This window comes from Mesorhizobium sp. M1329 (assembly GCF_040318035.1).
GTDB lineage: Bacteria > Pseudomonadota > Alphaproteobacteria > Rhizobiales > Rhizobiaceae > Mesorhizobium.
On record NZ_JAMYLN010000024.1, the window covers coordinates 68,767 to 84,041 of the forward strand.

The 15,275-nt window shown below is 64.0% G+C and carries 17 protein-coding genes; 8 read left to right on the top strand and 9 right to left on the bottom strand.

Annotated features, from left to right (window positions below; genetic code table 11):
- Positions 1-43: 43 nt before the first annotated feature.
- Both NKH21_RS22680 and NKH21_RS22685 read right to left on the bottom strand, forming a co-directional pair.
- Entirely contained in the window at positions 44-559 is a 516-nt protein-coding gene (locus NKH21_RS22680) for an Hsp20/alpha crystallin family protein (protein WP_352867632.1), read from the bottom strand.
- Between the two features lie 29 nt (positions 560-588).
- On the bottom strand, positions 589-1,065 hold the full coding sequence (locus tag NKH21_RS22685) for an Hsp20 family protein (protein WP_352867635.1): 477 nt from the start codon (positions 1,063-1,065) through the stop codon (positions 589-591).
- 351 nt (positions 1,066-1,416) lie between these two features.
- On the opposite strand from NKH21_RS22685, the gene NKH21_RS22690 reads away from it, so the two are divergent.
- Together NKH21_RS22690 and NKH21_RS22695 are read left to right on the top strand one after the other, a co-directional pair.
- Complete coding sequence (locus NKH21_RS22690; RefSeq protein ID WP_352490081.1) at positions 1,417-1,629, top strand: hypothetical protein; 213 nt, start codon at positions 1,417-1,419, stop codon at positions 1,627-1,629.
- A gap of 158 nt (positions 1,630-1,787) precedes the next feature.
- Positions 1,788-2,057 carry a DUF982 domain-containing protein gene (locus NKH21_RS22695; protein WP_352661462.1) on the top strand — a complete coding sequence of 90 codons (270 nt, stop codon included), beginning with the start codon at positions 1,788-1,790 and terminating at the stop codon, positions 2,055-2,057.
- A 108-nt stretch (positions 2,058-2,165) separates the two neighbouring features.
- On the opposite strand, the gene NKH21_RS22700 is transcribed toward NKH21_RS22695, so the two are convergent.
- Positions 2,166-2,435: an usg protein gene (locus tag NKH21_RS22700; RefSeq protein ID WP_023718102.1), complete on the bottom strand. Its 270-nt coding sequence runs from the start codon at positions 2,433-2,435 to the stop codon at positions 2,166-2,168.
- A gap of 362 nt (positions 2,436-2,797) precedes the next feature.
- Between NKH21_RS22700 and NKH21_RS22705 the strand changes: the two genes are divergently transcribed.
- From NKH21_RS22705 to NKH21_RS32840, 4 genes are all read left to right on the top strand, one after another.
- Positions 2,798-3,112, top strand: a complete 315-nt coding sequence (locus NKH21_RS22705) for a co-chaperone GroES (RefSeq protein ID WP_023718103.1) — start codon at positions 2,798-2,800, stop codon at positions 3,110-3,112.
- A gap of 59 nt (positions 3,113-3,171) precedes the next feature.
- On the top strand, positions 3,172-4,803 hold the full coding sequence (groL, locus tag NKH21_RS22710) for a chaperonin GroEL (protein WP_352661459.1): 1,632 nt from the start codon (positions 3,172-3,174) through the stop codon (positions 4,801-4,803).
- Between the two features lie 103 nt (positions 4,804-4,906).
- Positions 4,907-5,122 (top strand): hypothetical protein, encoded by a 216-nt coding sequence (locus tag NKH21_RS22715; RefSeq protein WP_352661457.1) that lies wholly within the window; start codon positions 4,907-4,909, stop codon positions 5,120-5,122.
- A complete protein-coding gene (locus NKH21_RS32840; protein ID WP_502911909.1) occupies positions 5,119-5,748 on the top strand; it encodes a DUF982 domain-containing protein in 630 nt (209 codons plus the stop codon). Before NKH21_RS22715 ends, NKH21_RS32840 begins: the two co-directional genes overlap by 4 nt.
- Before the next feature lie 99 nt (positions 5,749-5,847).
- Here NKH21_RS32840 and NKH21_RS22725 read toward each other — a convergent pair whose 3' ends face one another.
- The 6 genes from NKH21_RS22725 to NKH21_RS22750 all read right to left on the bottom strand — a co-directional run bounded on the left by NKH21_RS22725 (position 5,848) and on the right by NKH21_RS22750 (position 12,083).
- The gene (locus tag NKH21_RS22725) at positions 5,848-6,345 is read right to left on the bottom strand and encodes a GNAT family N-acetyltransferase (protein ID WP_352867639.1); all 498 of its coding nucleotides are present in this window, start codon (positions 6,343-6,345) and stop codon (positions 5,848-5,850) included.
- Between the two features lie 91 nt (positions 6,346-6,436).
- Complete coding sequence (locus NKH21_RS22730; protein ID WP_352661451.1) at positions 6,437-6,805, bottom strand: endonuclease domain-containing protein; 369 nt, start codon at positions 6,803-6,805, stop codon at positions 6,437-6,439.
- A gap of 296 nt (positions 6,806-7,101) precedes the next feature.
- Positions 7,102-8,118, bottom strand: a complete 1,017-nt coding sequence (locus NKH21_RS22735; RefSeq protein WP_352867642.1) for an ABC transporter permease — start codon at positions 8,116-8,118, stop codon at positions 7,102-7,104.
- The gene (locus NKH21_RS22740) at positions 8,115-9,686 is read right to left on the bottom strand and encodes a sugar ABC transporter ATP-binding protein (protein ID WP_352867645.1); all 1,572 of its coding nucleotides are present in this window, start codon (positions 9,684-9,686) and stop codon (positions 8,115-8,117) included. The genes NKH21_RS22735 and NKH21_RS22740 overlap by 4 nt, the downstream gene beginning before the upstream one ends.
- A gap of 209 nt (positions 9,687-9,895) precedes the next feature.
- Entirely contained in the window at positions 9,896-10,846 is a 951-nt protein-coding gene (locus NKH21_RS22745) for a substrate-binding domain-containing protein (RefSeq protein WP_352867706.1), read from the bottom strand.
- A 229-nt stretch (positions 10,847-11,075) separates the two neighbouring features.
- Positions 11,076-12,083 carry an aldo/keto reductase gene (locus NKH21_RS22750; protein ID WP_352867648.1) on the bottom strand — a complete coding sequence of 336 codons (1,008 nt, stop codon included), beginning with the start codon at positions 12,081-12,083 and terminating at the stop codon, positions 11,076-11,078.
- 185 nt (positions 12,084-12,268) lie between these two features.
- Between NKH21_RS22750 and NKH21_RS22755 the strand changes: the two genes are divergently transcribed.
- Both NKH21_RS22755 and ligD read left to right on the top strand, forming a co-directional pair.
- Positions 12,269-12,493 (top strand): hypothetical protein, encoded by a 225-nt coding sequence (locus NKH21_RS22755; protein ID WP_023675682.1) that lies wholly within the window; start codon positions 12,269-12,271, stop codon positions 12,491-12,493.
- 155 nt (positions 12,494-12,648) lie between these two features.
- Positions 12,649-15,147, top strand: coding sequence for a DNA ligase D (gene ligD, locus NKH21_RS22760; protein ID WP_352867650.1), 2,499 nt, complete (start codon positions 12,649-12,651; stop codon positions 15,145-15,147).
- The last annotated feature ends 128 nt before the right edge of the window (positions 15,148-15,275 follow it).

A 15,275-nucleotide genomic window follows, 5' to 3' on the forward strand; every position in this document is an offset into this window, starting at 1 on the left:
CGAACCGGCAGAGCAGAAGGGGGCGTCGTCCTGCTGCGAGCCATCAGGACTTGCCGTCGTTGATGGCGATACGCTTTGCCTTTGCCTGGGCGCGATACGTCTTCTGCAGCGTCACGCTGAGCACGCCGTTCCGGAACGCCGCGTTCACCTTGTCTTCGTCGACTTCGTAGCCGAGCGGGATCCGCCGCTCGAAACGGCCATAGAAGCGTTCGGAGAACTGCCTGTCCTTGTCCTCGGTCTCTTCGCGCTTCTCGCCGCGCAGCGTCAGCACGCCGTCGTCGAGTAGCAGCTCGACGTCCTTCTCGTCCATGCCGGGGATCTCGGCAGTGACGCGGATCTCCTTTTCGCCATCGGAGATTTCGACACTGGGCCAGCTGGCGCGGGCAGCGGAGAAGCCACCGAGCGACGGCAGCCGCGTGTCGAAGCCGCGGAACGCCTCGTCGAACAAGCGGTTCATTTCGCGATGCAGCGTCAGGAAGGGATCGCGATCGCCGTTGCGCAACAGGCTGGGGGCCTGATTGTTCTCCCGGCCCCAGGGAATGAGATCACGAATAGCCATTGCATAGTCTCCTTTCTCGACTGGTGCATTCAGGCAGCCTGCTTGTTTGCTTCGACCTGCGCGACCTTCGGCCCGGTCTTCGGCGCCGCGACATCGGTCGCGATGGCGATGCGCCGAGGCTTCATCTCCTCGGGCACCTCACGTACCAGATCGATGCTGAGCAGGCCGTTGTCGAGCGAGGCGCCCGCGACCTTGACGTGATCAGCAAGCTCGAAACGGCGCGTAAAGGGCCGTGTGGCGAGGCCACGATGCAGATACTCCGCGTTATCCGGCTCCTTGTGCTGGCCAGAGATAATCAGGAGGTTGGGTTCATGGGTGATTTCGAGGTCGTCCTCGGAAAAACCAGCGACGGCGATAGTGACGCGGTAGTTATTCTCGCCGCTGCGCGCGATGTCATAGGGCGGCCAGGCGTCGAAAGCCTGCGGAGCATTTTCCAGCAGGTTGAAGATGCGGTCGAAGCCGATGCTCGACCGATAGAGCGGGGAAAAGTCGACTGCGGTTCTCATAGCTACATCCTCCATCGAGCAACATAGATACGAGGGGCGCCAAAGAGCTGGCGCTCCCTGGTTCCGCCGGCCCCATTTCGGCGACCGATGCCTTCGATCTGGTTATTGTCCGTCGCAAGTCAAGACCCGGTGGCTTTCGCGTTGCCGGTTTTTCGGCCCGGTTTTTCGGTCCGTTCGGCGAGGCTGCCAATCCCCCTATTTGCGGCGAGATGTCCGGCAGGAGATTGCCTGGCTGCCGGCTGGCTTCAATCACCAACGCCGAGTTCCCCGGCGGTTATTGTCTGCTGCAGGTCAAGACCCAGATTCTTCTGTTGCCGGGCCCATTCCCGGCACTTGCAGATGGAGCTGACCATGACACGCGACGAGATCATTTCTGTGCTGGGCCCGGTCGATGAAGCCGTGATCGCCGACATTGCGGCGACGGACGGAACGGTCCAGGAATTGCGCGAGGCCCTGGCCTGGATCGCCGCCGACGAGGCTCTGGTGAACGAGGGCCGGCCGCTGCCGACGGCAAGGGTAGCGACGCTGATCGAACTGCTGCAAGGGCCGGACGAGGACGAATAACCGGCTGTCGCCGCGATACTCTTGAACCGCGCCCCATGCTCTTGAACCGCGCAAAGAGGCGAACCATGTCCTTCAGCGGCGCCGGCCGGCCGCCGGTGCCCGCCTGCATAACGTTGCTTGCTCAAACAAGAAGACGATCAGAAAACAAGGAGGAAGTGATGGACGACGTCCGCTTTACCGAGCCGATCACGTTGAAATTCCAATCCAGCGAGCGCAAGGTCGCCAGCAGTTGGGAAGCCATCGAATGCATGCGCCAGCAGTGGCCGGACCGTGCACGCGGCCGGAGTTGGCGCGCTGCCTATCGGACCTGCCGGGACGCGCTCGACGGTTGGCGTACCGCGCATGATGCGCGCAAGGCCTTCGTCAGGGCGGCGCGCAAGGCCGGATTGCTCGCATCGGCCCGCAAGCCTGTCGACCACGCCGGCTAGTCCGGACCCCCTCCGATATTGTGAGGTCCAAAACAAGTGGGGAGAGGCAGCTGCCTTTCCCCACTTCGGAGACTTTGTCCGCTGTCTAGCGGCTGATCGGCTTGCTCCTCAGTGGACGGTGATAATGCCGTTTACGGCCCGCCATTCGGAGGGCTGGATCAGGTGATGATGGGCGACGCGCACCGAATGCAGCGGGCCTTCGATCTCGCGCTCCCAGAAATCGAGGAAATGCTTCAGCGTCGGGAAATCGGGGGCAATATCGTATTCCTGCCAGATGTAGAGCTGCAGCAGGCTCCGATGATCGGGCAGGCGGTAGTGGATCTCCGCCGTGGTGAGGCCAAACCCTTGCATCTGGAGCTGAAAGTCCCTGCTGGTCATGCGATCGTCCTTTCCGTTGAAATCTCGGTCCGTTGAAATCTCAGTTCGCAAAACGCCTCGCCTTCCACATAGGTTCCAGCCGCCACGAGGGCTCCGGATGGGCGGGATTTTGAAAATATCCTGCCAAAATTTGAGCCGCATGTAGCTGAGAGCGGCTAATGTGCGAACGTCTACAGCGTATTGGCACTCTCAGGTGCCGAGTGCTAAAATTTTTGCCTGATCCTCTTGAAAGCTGAAAAAAGCGCGACTAGTTCGTATGCGCGCGATGCCTGATGAAGGGTCGCGCACCCCGTACCGGGCCGATATTGCCGGTCCGGTCAGGAGGATTTTCGAAAATCTGTTTGTCCCGAGAGGAGAACGACATGACGTTCCGTCCATTGCACGACCGTATCCTGGTCCGCCGCATCGAGGTCGACGAGAAGACCGCCGGCGGCATCATCATCCCCGACACCGCCAAGGAGAAGCCGCAGGAGGGCGAGGTCATTGCCGCCGGTCCGGGCGCGCGCGACGACAGCGGCCAGTTGCAGCCGCTCGACGTCAAGGTCGGCGACCGCATCCTGTTCGGCAAATGGTCCGGCACCGAGATCAAGCTCAATGGCGAGGATCTGCTCATCATGAAAGAGAGCGACGTGCTGGGCGTTATCGAGGGCGCCGGCGAGATGAAGAGGGCCGCCTGAGCGGGGCCTGAACAAGCATTCCAGTCAACGAAAAGCTGCCTATTCGAAGGAGTGATCCAATGGCTGCCAAAGATGTGAAATTTCATACCGAAGCCCGCGAGAAAATGCTGCGCGGCGTCGATATTCTCGCCAATGCGGTGAAGGTAACGCTCGGTCCCAAGGGCCGCAATGTCGTCTTCGACAAGTCGTTCGGCGCGCCGCGCATCACCAAGGACGGCGTGACTGTCGCCAAAGAAATCGAGTTGGAGGACAAGTTCGAGAATATGGGCGCGCAGATGGTGCGCGAGGTCGCCTCGAAGACCAGCGACACCGCAGGCGATGGCACCACGACTGCGACGATTCTTGCTCAGGCCATTGTCAGGGAAGGGGCCAAGGCGGTCGCTGCCGGCATGAACCCGATGGATTTGAAGCGCGGCATCGACAAGGCGGTCGACGCCGTCGTCGCCGACCTGAAATCCAATGCCCGCAAGGTGACCAGGAACGACGAAATCGCTCAGGTCGGCGCCATCTCTGCCAATGGCGATGCCGAGATCGGCCGCTTCCTCGCAGAGGCGATGGAAAGGGTTGGCAATGAGGGTGTCATCACTGTCGAGGAAGCCAAGACCGCTGAGACTGAGTTGGAAGTGGTCGAAGGCATGCAGTTCGACCGTGGCTATCTCTCGCCCTATTTCATCACCAACCAGGATAAGATGCGCGTCGAACTCGAAGAACCCTATGTGCTGATCCACGAGAAGAAGCTGTCCAACCTGCAGGCCATGCTTCCTGTGCTCGAAGCCGCCGTGCAATCCGGCAAGCCGCTGTTGATCATCGCCGAGGACGTCGAAGGCGAGGCGCTGGCGACGCTGGTCGTCAACAAATTGCGCGGCGGCCTGAAGGTTGCGGCCGTCAAGGCGCCGGGCTTCGGTGATCGCCGCAAGGCCATGCTCGAAGACATCGCCATCCTGACCGGCGGCACGGCGATCTCGGAAGACCTCGGCATCAAGCTCGAGAACGTCACACTGGAGATGCTCGGCCGCGCCAAGAAGGTGCTGATCGAGAAGGAGAACACCACCATCGTCGACGGTGCCGGCCGCAAGGATGAAATCCAGGCCCGCATCAGCCAGATCAAGGCGCAGATCGAGGAAACCACCTCCGACTACGACCGCGAGAAGCTGCAGGAGCGGTTGGCCAAGCTCGCTGGCGGTGTCGCAGTCATCCGCGTCGGCGGCTCGACCGAGATCGAGGTCAGGGAGCGCAAGGATCGCGTCGACGACGCCATGCACGCCACACGCGCGGCGGTCGAGGAGGGTATCCTGCCCGGCGGCGGCGTGGCGCTGCTGAGGGCGGCGAAGGCGCTCGATAACGTCGTCGTCGACAATCCCGATCAGAAGACCGGTGTCGACATCGTGCGTCGCGCCATCGAAGCGCCGGTGCGCCAGATCGCCGAGAACGCCGGTGCGGAAGGTTCGATCATCGTCGGCAAGCTGCGCGAGACGACCGACTTCGGCTATGGCTGGAACGCCCAGACCAACGAGTTCGGCGACCTGTACGGGCAGGGCGTCATCGACCCGGCCAAGGTCGTACGCACTGCGCTGCAGGGTGCCGCCTCTGTTGCCGGCCTGCTGGTGACGACCGAGGCGATGGTGGCCGAGAAGCCGAAGAAGGAAGCTGCCGCGCCGGTGATGCCCGGCGGAGGCGGCATGGACTTCTAAGGCCAGGCTTCCAAAGCGCGACTTCGAAACGGCAGATGGGCCATGTCCGCCAAAAGCGGGCACGGTCTTGCCGGTCCGGGACTAATGCTGAGCAGGTGTTGCCATGGATATGATGGACAGTTTTGGAAAGATCGCGGCGCCGACCCGCCCGAAAAACGATTTCAACTATGAAACCGACTGCAGGGCGGCGCTGGCGCCTTTGGTCGAAGGCTTGCTGGATATGGCCGAGTCGGCCGGCTGGGACCGCCGCAAGGCGGCCTACACGCTGATGTTTCTGTCGGCTCAACGCGTGGGGGCCGGCACGAAGGAGCCCAAATGATCGCGGCGAGGATGCGCGAATGCCTGCGCCTGCTGCGGTGGTCGGAAACCGATTTCGCCGAAGAGGCGGGGTACCCCATAGCCAAGGCAAAGGCGTGGCTCTACGGGCGCGAACATCCGCCGCTGGGCATGGCCGCCTGGCTCGAGGCGCTGGTCAAGGTGCATCGGCTGCTGCCGCGGCCGGGCATGCAAGCCGTATTGCATTCGCCGATCGACGCCGTCCTGCAGACGGATCGAAGCGCCGGCGCGGTTGAGTTCCGAAAGGAGCCGATTGAGCCAGGAAAGGAGAGTGTCATGGATCGTGCTTCGTTCGACAAGCCGGTTACCATCCTCACCGGCCTCGGTACGCCGACGAAGATAGAAAGCGCGGCTGAGGCCTATGCGCTTTTGGCTGAATGGCCGGCAACGAGCCGGACGGCTGCGCATGACATTGCCGCAAAAGCGTGCCGTGCCGCATTGGAAGGAGAGATCGACGCCGAAACCGCGCGCGCCACCGTCGTTGCCTTCGCCCGCCGCAACGACCTGCTTGCGCCGCAGACGAACGGGACGGTTGCCGGCGAGAGCGTTGCCGGCGCGACGGTTGCCGACTGGGCAACGCGCCCGCAACGCGTCAACGCCCCGGCCTGAGCTGGCGCGTTTTGAGCGAACTCTGGAGATTGGCGAAAGCCGGGGTGCCGGCCAATCTCCCCCTCAAGTGGGGAGATTGGCAGCTTCGCCGACAGCGCTCTAAGCCATCGACAGCAGCCGGCGCATGATCAGCGAGGCGTGGCCGCCCACGCCGTGTGCAGCCGGCCGGCGCTCGACGACCTCGAAGCCGTGCTTGCGATAGAAGGCAATTGCGCGGTCGTTGCCCTCGATCACCTCCAGGGCGATGCTGGGAATACCCGCATGCGCGGCAAGAACGGCGTGCAGCAGGTCGGCGGCAAGGCCGGTGCCGTACTCGCTTTTGTCGATATGGAGCCGCTCGAGCATGACCTCGCCCTGGTCGTCCATCGCCGCCATCGCGTAGCCGGCGAGCGAGCCGTCAGCCCGCTCGGCGACGAAGGACATCCTGTTGTCATCCCTGAGCTCGGCCGCCAGCCGCTCCGGCGCGTGCTTCTCATCCGACAGCAGTGCCGTAGTCTCGGCACCCAGGATCGGCGAATAGGTGTGTCGCCAGGACCCTCCAAGCAGCCGCGACACCGCCGGAACGTCCTGTTCGGTCATGGTCCTTATTTGAGTCATTGGCACCTCGCCTCAGAAACCTGCCCCTTTGAGCGGAGATGGCCGGCAGGACAGAGAAGGTACTGTCCCACCGACCCCTGCACGGCCGAGTTCAGCGCGTATCTTCGCCGGCCACGATTACGATGTGCTGACAGACATTGTCGATATCGCGAATGACGTCGTCGTTCCAGAAACGCAGGATAGTCCAGCCGCTGCTCTCCAAATAGGCGCTGCGTATCCTATCCCGCTCGGCGTGCTCAGCATCGGCGTGCTGGCTGCCATCGATCTCGACGATGAGGCTGTGCGTCGGGCAGGCAAAATCCACAATGTAGGGTCCAATCGGCACCTGTCGGCGAAAGCTCAAATCCATCAGCCGATGCGCGCGAAGCTCATTCCACAGTTTCAGCTCGGCGTCGGTCATCACGCGACGCATGGATTTTGCATTCTTGCGCTGGCGTGACGGAACGAGATCGTGCCCCACTAGGCGCCCCTGTCTTCGTGATTGGCGAAGTCATGGGTGACGGCCGATCTCCCCCCTTTGCGGGGGAGATGCCCGGCAGGGCAGAGGGGGGTGCTGCCCCGCCAGCTTGTCAGCCATTTGCAGTCTAATCCTCCTGCTGGAATGGGCTTGGAAGCGGCTCAGATTGGGACGTTGGCGATCCTTCCCACCCCCCTCTGTCCTGCCGGACATCTCCCCCGCAAGGGGGGAGATTGGCTGTTGCCAGCGCTTCGCCAACCTCCTGCTGCCTTGCAGCGAGAATCGTCGCTTCTCCGCCATCACCGCCTTACCCGCGATTTCAGCCAGCGGTCGAAGGCCACGGCGAGGATCAGGATCAGGCCGATGACGATGCTTTGCGTGTAGGACGAGACGTTGTTGAACTGCAGCCCGTTCTGCAAGACGCCGATCAGTCCTGCACCGACTACCGTGCCGCCGACGCTGCCGATGCCGCCGAATAGCGAGGTGCCGCCGATGACGACCGCCGAGATCACCGTCAGCTCGTAGCCGATGCCGGCGACGGCTTCGGAGGAGTTGAGCCGCGCCGACAAAACGAAGGCGGCAAGGCCGGCGAAGAAGCCGACGATGATGTAGACCGAGATCAGGATGCGGTCGACCCGCAGGCCGGAGAGCCGCGCGGCCTCGGCATTGCCGCCGACGGCGTAGACCCCGCGACCGTAGCGCGTGTAGCGCAGCACAATATGGCAAAGGATCGCGGCAATCGCGAAGATGATCGCCGGCACCGGAACCGGGCCGATCAAGCCGGTACCGAACCAGCGCATCGAGGCGTCGAAGCCGGAGATCGGGCCGCCATTGGAGATTGTCAAGGTCAGGCCGCGAAACACGGTTAGGCCGCCGAGCGTGACGACGAAGGGCGGCACTTTCAGCCTGGTGATGGCAAAGCCCTGGACGCTGCCGGCCACGGCGCCGACTACGACGGCAGCGAGAAGGGCGGCGAACCAGCCATAGCCCTGCGTGCCAGACGTCGACAGCGACAGCGTGTTGGCGGTGCCGCCTTTGGCTACCACCGCCGCGACCATGCCGCAGAAGGCTAGCAGCGAGCCGACCGACAGGTCGATACCGGCGGTCAGGATTACGAAGGTCATGCCGAGCGCGATCAGCCCGGTGATCGAGATCTGGCGCATGATGTTGAACAGGTTGATCGGGTCGATGAAGCTCGGCTTCAGCACGGTGAAAACGACGATCAGCAACGCCAGGAACATCAGTGGGCCGAAGCTCATTAGCAGGCGCGCAATATTGACGCCGCCGCGCTGGCTCCGTTCGGTCGTGCTGGTCATTGCGTTGCTTCCTGCTTCTGGTCGAGCGCCATCAGTTCCATCAGTTTCTCCTCGGTCGCCTCGATGCCGGGCATCTCGCCGGTAATGCGCCCGCGCCGCATGGTCATGATCCTGTCCGACACCGCAAGCACTTCGGGCAGCTCGGACGAGATCATCATGATGGCGATGCCGCGCGCCGCGAGCTCCACCAGGATCTGGTGCACCTCCGCCTTGGCGCCGACATCGACACCACGCGTCGGTTCATCGACGATCAGCACCTTGGGGTCGCGCGCCAGCCAGCGGGCAAGGATGACCTTCTGCTGGTTGCCTCCCGACAGTCCCTCGATCGCCTGCTCGGGCGAGGCCATGCGGATCGACAGCGTCTTCCTGTAGTTCGCCAACGCCTCGCGCTCGCGCCGCTCGGCCATGAAGCCGACATTGGAGTAGCGGTCGAGCGCGGCGATCGAGAAATTGGTGAGGATGGCGAGTGCGGCGAAGATTGCCTGGTGCTTGCGGTCCTCCGGCACCAGGCCGATGCCGAGCTCGATGGCGTCGGCGGGTGAGGCGGGCGCGATCGGCTTGCCGTCGAGCCTGATGGTGCCGGCGGCAATGCGGTCGGCGCCGAAGATGGCGCGAGCGAGCTCGGTGCGGCCGGAGCCGACGAGCCCGGCGACGCCGAGGATCTCGCCCGCCTTGAGGTCGAGATCGACGCCTTCGAGCACGATGGCGTGCGGCGCCTGCGGATCGCGCACCGTGCGCAGGCCGCGCACCGAGAGCCTGACGTCGCCGGCGACGTCGCGCTGCGTCGGCCTGGCATAGAGCTCGGAAGCGGCGCGGCCGACCATCTTCTCGATAATCTTCGGCAGTTTGATCGGCCCACCTTCGCGGTCTAGATGGCCGGCCAGCCTGCCGTCGCGCAGCACCGTCATGCGGTCGCAGATCGCCGAGGCCTCTTCCAGCCGGTGGGTGACGAACATGATGGCGACGCCGTCCTTGCGCAGCCGGCCCATGATCGACATCAGCCTGTGCACTTCGGTTTCGGTCAGCGCCGAGGTCGGCTCGTCCATGATGATCAAGCGGCTCTTCAGCGACAGCGCACGGGCGATCTCGACCAGCTGCTGCTCGGCCACCGACAGCGCCGACACCGGCGTCGCCGGGTCGAGGTCGAGGCCGACGCGAGCGATGATCGCGCGCGAATCTTCCTCCATCTTCCGCCAGCTGACTAGCCCGAACCGGCCGAGCGGCGCGCGGCCGATGAAGATATTCTCCGCCACGGTCAGCGTCGGGATCAGGCTCAGTTCCTGGTAGATGGTGACGATGCCGTGGCGCTTGGCATCCTGCGGATTGTGCGGGCTGAATTCGACCCCATCGAAGACGATGCGGCCGCTGGACGGCGGCATCACGCCGGACAGGATCTTGAGTAGCGTCGATTTGCCAGCGCCGTTCTCGCCGAGCAGGCCGAGGATCTCGCCTGGGCGGACTTCGAGCGAAACGTCGTTCAGCGCGGTGACACCGGCAAAGCGCTTGGTCACGCCCTCGACGGTGAGCAGGGCGGGAGAGGGTGATGGCTCCAAGGCTTCGGCTGGCAAAGGATGCTCCTTCGATGCAATTCACGCCGCTTGAACACCCCCTCTGTCCTGCTGGATCTCCCCCTGCAAGGGGGGAGATCGGATGTCACGCCGGCTTTCGCCAATTTTCGATCTTGCAGAAGAGGCGAGGCCAATGAAGCTGCCAATCTCCCCACTTGCGGGGGAGATGGCCGGCAGGCCAGAGGGGGGTGCTGTCCCGCCGGCTTTGCCTACTTCGTCTCGCCCAGCCTCTCCGCCTTGTCGAGATTGTCCTTGCCGATGACGATCGGCGTCAAAAGCACCAGCTTTTCCTTCGGCTCGGTCTTGTCCCTAGCGTAGGCGACCGCGATCTGCACCGCGGTGCGCGACTGCTCGCCGGGGAATTGCTCGACCGTGCCGGCCAGCTTGCCGTCGCGCACGGCGACCAGCGCTTCGGGAAGCGCGTCGAAGCCGTAGATCTTGACGTCGGTGAAGTTGCGCGCCGCGCAGGCTTCAACCGCGCCAAGCGCCATGTCGTCATTGGCGCAGATGATCGCGTCGGGCTTGCCGTTGGCGGCAAGGCCGGCCTCGGTGACGGACAGCGCCTCGGCGCGGGCGAAGTTGGCGGTCTGCTCGAAGATGATCTGGTACTTGTCCTTCATCGGATCGAGGACGTTGTGTACACCCTTGTTGCGGTCGATCGCCGGGCCGGCACCGGGCTGGCCCTGCAGATGGAAGATCTTGGCGCCGTTCGGGAATGCCGCCACCATGGCCTGTGCTTCGGCCTCGCCGCCCTTGACATTGTCGGCGCCGACATGGGCGAGGATGCCTTCGACGCCCTCGACGCGGCGGTCGATGGTGACCACGGGAACGCCGGCCTTCACCGCTTCCTCGATAGCTGGGGCCAGCGCGTTGACGTCGAGCGGCGAGATGACGATGGCGTTGACCTTTTGCACGAGTGCTGCCTCGATATCGGCGGTCTGCTTGGGCGCCGAGTTCTGGCCGTCGCTCTCGATCAGGTTGACGCCCTGCGCCTGGGCTTCCGCCTTGATCTGGTTCAGCATGTGCACGAAGAACGGAAAGCCGAGGCTCGGCACCGAACCGAGGATGGTCAGCTTGTCCTGGGCAATAGCCAATTGCGGAGCGGCCAGCGCCAAGGCGCCCATCGCCGCGGACGACAGCAGGAATTCACGTCTGTTGATCAATTTAGTCTCCTCCCAGATGAGCGCACGACCCCGGAACCGGAATGGGTTTTCCGGAAGGTTCCTTGCGTCGATTCAAAAATGGAGTGTCCTTTGAGCGCCCAACTCGTGTTTGAAGGGACGCAACGGCGCTCCAGCCGGTCCACCGCGACGTTCTCCTCCGCTCGATGCCGGCCGGCGGATGCTAGCCAAGGCCGGAGCTTTGCGCAAGAACGGGAGAATGCAAGACCTACCGATCGATCATCACCATGGTGCGCTCGCCGTAGCGCGGACCGGAGACCTTTCCCGGCGCCAGCGCGTCGTCGAGCACCTGCATCTCGGCGGCGTCGAGCCTGATCGAAGCCGCGGCGACGTTCTCCTCGAGGTATTTTCTGCGCTTGGTGCCGGGGATCGGGACGATGTCGATGCCGAAGTCGCTCCCCTTGTGGAGCAGCCAGGCCAGCGCGATCTGACCTGGCTTGACGCGCTTCGCCGCGGCGATGTCGAGTACCGTGGCCGCCGCCTGCATGTTGGCGTCATAGTTGGTGCCCTGGTAGCGCGGATCGCCGCGCCGGTAATCGCCCTCCGGATAGTCTTCGGCGCGCCTGACGTCGCCGGTGAGAAAACCGCGGCCGAGCGGCGAGAACGGCACCAGGCCGACGCCGAGCTCCTTCAACAGCGGAATGATCTCCGGCTCCAGATTGCGCTCCCAAAGTGAATATTCGCTCTGCACCGCCGACACCGGATGCACGGCATGCGCCCGGCGGACGTTGGCGGCGCCGGCTTCAGAGAGGCCGAAGAAGCGGACCTTGCCCTGAGCGATCAGCTCGCCGACAGCACCCGCCACATCCTCGATCGGCACCGCCGGATCGACGCGGTGCTGATAGAGGAGGTCGACGTGGTCGGTGGCGAGCCTCCTCAGCGAACCTTCCAAAGCCTCGCGGATATGTTCAGGCCGGCTGTCGCGCTCGGTGCCGACTTGCTTGCCGTTTTCAATGCGGAAGCCGAATTTCGTCGCGATCGTCACCTCATCGCGCCGGCCCTTCAGCGCGCGGCCGAGCAGTTCCTCGTTGGTGAACGGCCCGTACACTTCCGCGGTGTCGAGGAAGGTGCAGCCGAGTTCGATGGCGCGGTGCAGCGTGGCGGTCGATTCCGCCTCGTCGGCCGGGCCATAGGACTGGCTCATGCCCATGCAGCCGAGACCGATTGCCGAGACTTGCAGCCCCTGGCTGCCGAGTTTGCGCATCGTCAATGTCATGTGAAGTTCTCCGGATCAGCATCGCTTTCCAAGCCGCCAGGTTCAATATAGCGCACCGGCTCGGTTTCCACAGAGCGGGAGGCGCCACCGCGCGAGGGCTCGCAGCGGCCGCCAAATTGACAGCCGACCCGCTCTCGGCCATCCTTAAGGCATGCCGCCTTGCGGCTTGTGCGTGAGTAACCAGCATGGCCAGTTCCGTCGCCAGCCAGAAATCCAAGCGCGCCGCGGTGCGGAACGCGCTCGACCGCCACAAGGTCTACATCACCGCGCAGCGTTTTTCGGCCGGCAGCTACAGCGCGCGCGTGCTGGTCGACGGCGAGGCCTATTGGGTCGACGAATTCCGGCTCAGCCAGCTGCAGCAGGGCCTGTCGCCGGCCGAACTCGAATTGACACCGGCCACCGACGATTGAGCGGCGTGACCTCCCATCCTTCGTCATCCCAGGGCGGAGCAGGAGCGAAGCGACGTCGCGAAGACGCTAGGATCCATGCCGTGACATTGGAGCGCCGCTGCGATGGGATTTTGATGTCGCGCTCGTCGCTTTTGCCCATCACCCGCGCCTAGTCCATGCCAGCTCCTTCGAAGCTCAAAGCTTATCGCGCCAAGCGCGAGTTCACGAGGACGCCGGAACCAGCGGGTGGCCTGGTTGCCGGTGAGGGCAATCGTTTCGTCGTCCACAAGCATCATGCCACCGCCGATCACTACGATCTGCGCCTGCAGGTCGGCGACGTGCTGAAGAGCTGGGCGGTGCCGCGCGGCCCCTCGCTCAATCCCGCCGACAAAAGGCTGGCGGTCGAGACCGAGGACCATCCGCTCGAATATATCGATTTCGAAGGCGTCATTCCCGAAGGCGAATATGGCGGCGGGCCGATGATCGTCTGGGATGCCGGCGTCTGGGCGCCGATGGACGATGTCGAGAAGAGCCTGCGCACCGGCTCCTTCAAATTCCGCCTCGCCGGCGAGAAGCTCAATGGCGGCTGGATGCTGACGCGGCTGAAACCGAAGCCCGGCGAGGATGAGGGCAAGAAGAACTGGCTGCTGTTCAAGGAGCGCGATCTTGCCGCCGATGTCATGCTCGACATACTGGAAGCCAGGCCGGAAAGCGTCAAATCCGGCCGTCGCATCGAGGAGCTGGTGGCAACGCCGAAGCCTGCCGCCAAACCTGCCAAGCCGGTGGCGCTGAAACCCGGCGCTTTGCCGGGCGCCGTCAAGGCGCCGCCGCCTTCCCGGATCGAGCCGCAATTGGCCACGCAGGTTCCGAAGCCGCCGGGCGGCGATGACCCCGCGGCCCGAACGGGCGAAGCCTGGCTGCACGAGATCAAATTCGACGGCTACCGCACCATGGCGCATGTTTCCGACGGGAAGGTCAGGCTGATCACCCGCGCCGGCCTCGACTGGACGAAGCGCTATGGCGACCTGCCGCTTGCATTCGCCAGGCTGCCGTGCCGCGAGGCGATCATCGACGGCGAGGTCGTCGCGCTCGACGCCAAGGGCATCAGCCGCTTTGCGTTTTTGCAAGACGCGCTCGCCGAAGGCGCCGGCAACAAGCTCCACTTCTACGCCTTCGACCTTCTCTATCTCGACGGCTGGGACTTGAGACAAGCGCCGCTCCGCCGGCGCAAGGCGCTGCTTTCGCAACTGCTGTCCGGTCTCGGCGCCAACTCCGCCATCCAGCTCAGCGATCATGTCGAAGGCGACGGCCAGGCGCTTTATGACCAGGCATCCGAGATGGGGCTCGAGGGTGTCGTCTCCAAGCGCGCCACGGCCATCTACCAGAGCGGCCGTACCAAGACCTGGACCAAGACCAAGGCGCTTCAGACCGGCGACTTCGTCATCGCCGGCTACACCGTCTCCGATGCGGCAGAGGGGTTGGCTGCACTTGGCCTCGGCGAATTCGAAGACGGCGAGCTGCACTATCGCGGCAAGGTCGGCACCGGCTTCGATGCGGGGACCGCCGGCGAATTGCTGGCCAGGCTGGAGCCACTAAGGGCGGGTGCATCCGCGCCCGAAGGGGTTCCCCGCGAAATCATGCGCGAGATGAACTGGGTGCGGCCGCTGCTCTCGGCGCATATCCATTACGCCAACCGGACCACCGACAATGCGCTGCGCCATGCCGTGTTCCGCGGCCTGCGTGATGTCGGCCTGTCGACGCCGGTTTCGGCCAAGCGCAAGCGGCTGATCGCCGAGGCCGACCTCGCCACAATCTGGGTGACCAATCCGACGCGGCGGCTGTTCGGCAAGACCGGCCCGACCAAGCTCGACATTGCCGTCTATTACGCGCTGGTCGGCGATTTCATGCTGCCGCATATCCTTGGCCGGCCGGTGTCGCTGGTGCGTTGCCCGACCGGCAAGCCGCAGGACTGTTTCTTCCAGCGCCACGCCTTCACCGGCATGCCGTCCTCGGTGGCGACCTTCGAGGCGACCAATTCGGAGGGCGAGACCAAATCCTACCTCTCGGTGGAAGACGCCAAGGGCTATCTGGCGCTGGCGCAGTTCGGCGTCGTCGAGTTCCACACCTGGGGCACCCATCGCACGCGGCTCGACAAGCCGGACCTGATCGTTTTCGACCTCGATCCAGGCGAGGGGATCGCCTGGCGCGAGGTGGTGGAGGCGGCGGTGCACATTAAGGGCGAGCTGGAAGCGCTAGGACTGGTGCCGTTCGCCAAGACCTCCGGCGGCCACGGCATCCACATCACCGTGCCGGTCACGCAAAAGCAGAACTGGAAGAAACTGCACCAGGCGACCAGCGCCATCTCCACGCATCTTGCCGCCACCGCGCCCGACACTTTCACCACCACCATGGGCAAGGACAACCGCAAGCGCCGCATCTTCATCGATTATCACCGCAATGCGCGCGGCCACACTTCGGCGGCTCCCTATTCGCTGCGCGCCCGCACCAATTTGCCGGCCTCGACGCCGGTCAGCTGGAGCGATCTGGCGACCATCGACGCTCCGCAGGATCTGAATTATTCGTCGCTGCCGAGCCTGCTGGCAACGTCAGGCGATCCCTGGGCCGACATGGAAGATTTCGCCCGGGATTTGCCGGTGATAGGCTCCACGAGGTAGTGCCGCGGCCCAGACTCCATCGACGCTCCGGAAAATTTGAATTATTCTTCGCCACGGACCTCTTGCCTGCAGGCGGCTCCCAGCGGAGGAAGATTTCGCTAGGGATTTGCCGGTATTGTAAGGGTCAA

Excerpts from the sequence above, each read along its gene's own strand:
- NKH21_RS22680 (WP_352867632.1), bottom strand. The coding sequence starts at position 559 with ATGGCTATTCGTGATCTCATTCCCTGGGGCCGGGAGAACAATCAGGCC.
- NKH21_RS22685 (WP_352867635.1), bottom strand. The coding sequence starts at position 1,065 with ATGAGAACCGCAGTCGACTTTTCCCCGCTCTATCGGTCGAGCATCGGC.
- NKH21_RS22690 (WP_352490081.1), top strand. The coding sequence starts at position 1,417 with ATGACACGCGACGAGATCATTTCTGTGCTGGGCCCGGTCGATGAAGCC.
- NKH21_RS22695 (WP_352661462.1), top strand. The coding sequence starts at position 1,788 with ATGGACGACGTCCGCTTTACCGAGCCGATCACGTTGAAATTCCAATCC.
- NKH21_RS22700 (WP_023718102.1), bottom strand. The coding sequence starts at position 2,435 with ATGACCAGCAGGGACTTTCAGCTCCAGATGCAAGGGTTTGGCCTCACC.
- NKH21_RS22705 (WP_023718103.1), top strand. The coding sequence starts at position 2,798 with ATGACGTTCCGTCCATTGCACGACCGTATCCTGGTCCGCCGCATCGAG.
- groL (WP_352661459.1), top strand. The coding sequence starts at position 3,172 with ATGGCTGCCAAAGATGTGAAATTTCATACCGAAGCCCGCGAGAAAATG.
- NKH21_RS22715 (WP_352661457.1), top strand. The coding sequence starts at position 4,907 with ATGGATATGATGGACAGTTTTGGAAAGATCGCGGCGCCGACCCGCCCG.
- NKH21_RS32840 (WP_502911909.1), top strand. The coding sequence starts at position 5,119 with ATGATCGCGGCGAGGATGCGCGAATGCCTGCGCCTGCTGCGGTGGTCG.
- NKH21_RS22725 (WP_352867639.1), bottom strand. The coding sequence starts at position 6,345 with ATGACTCAAATAAGGACCATGACCGAACAGGACGTTCCGGCGGTGTCG.
- NKH21_RS22735 (WP_352867642.1), bottom strand. The coding sequence starts at position 8,118 with ATGACCAGCACGACCGAACGGAGCCAGCGCGGCGGCGTCAATATTGCG.
- NKH21_RS22750 (WP_352867648.1), bottom strand. The coding sequence starts at position 12,083 with ATGACATTGACGATGCGCAAACTCGGCAGCCAGGGGCTGCAAGTCTCG.
- NKH21_RS22755 (WP_023675682.1), top strand. The coding sequence starts at position 12,269 with ATGGCCAGTTCCGTCGCCAGCCAGAAATCCAAGCGCGCCGCGGTGCGG.
- ligD (WP_352867650.1), top strand. The coding sequence starts at position 12,649 with ATGCCAGCTCCTTCGAAGCTCAAAGCTTATCGCGCCAAGCGCGAGTTC.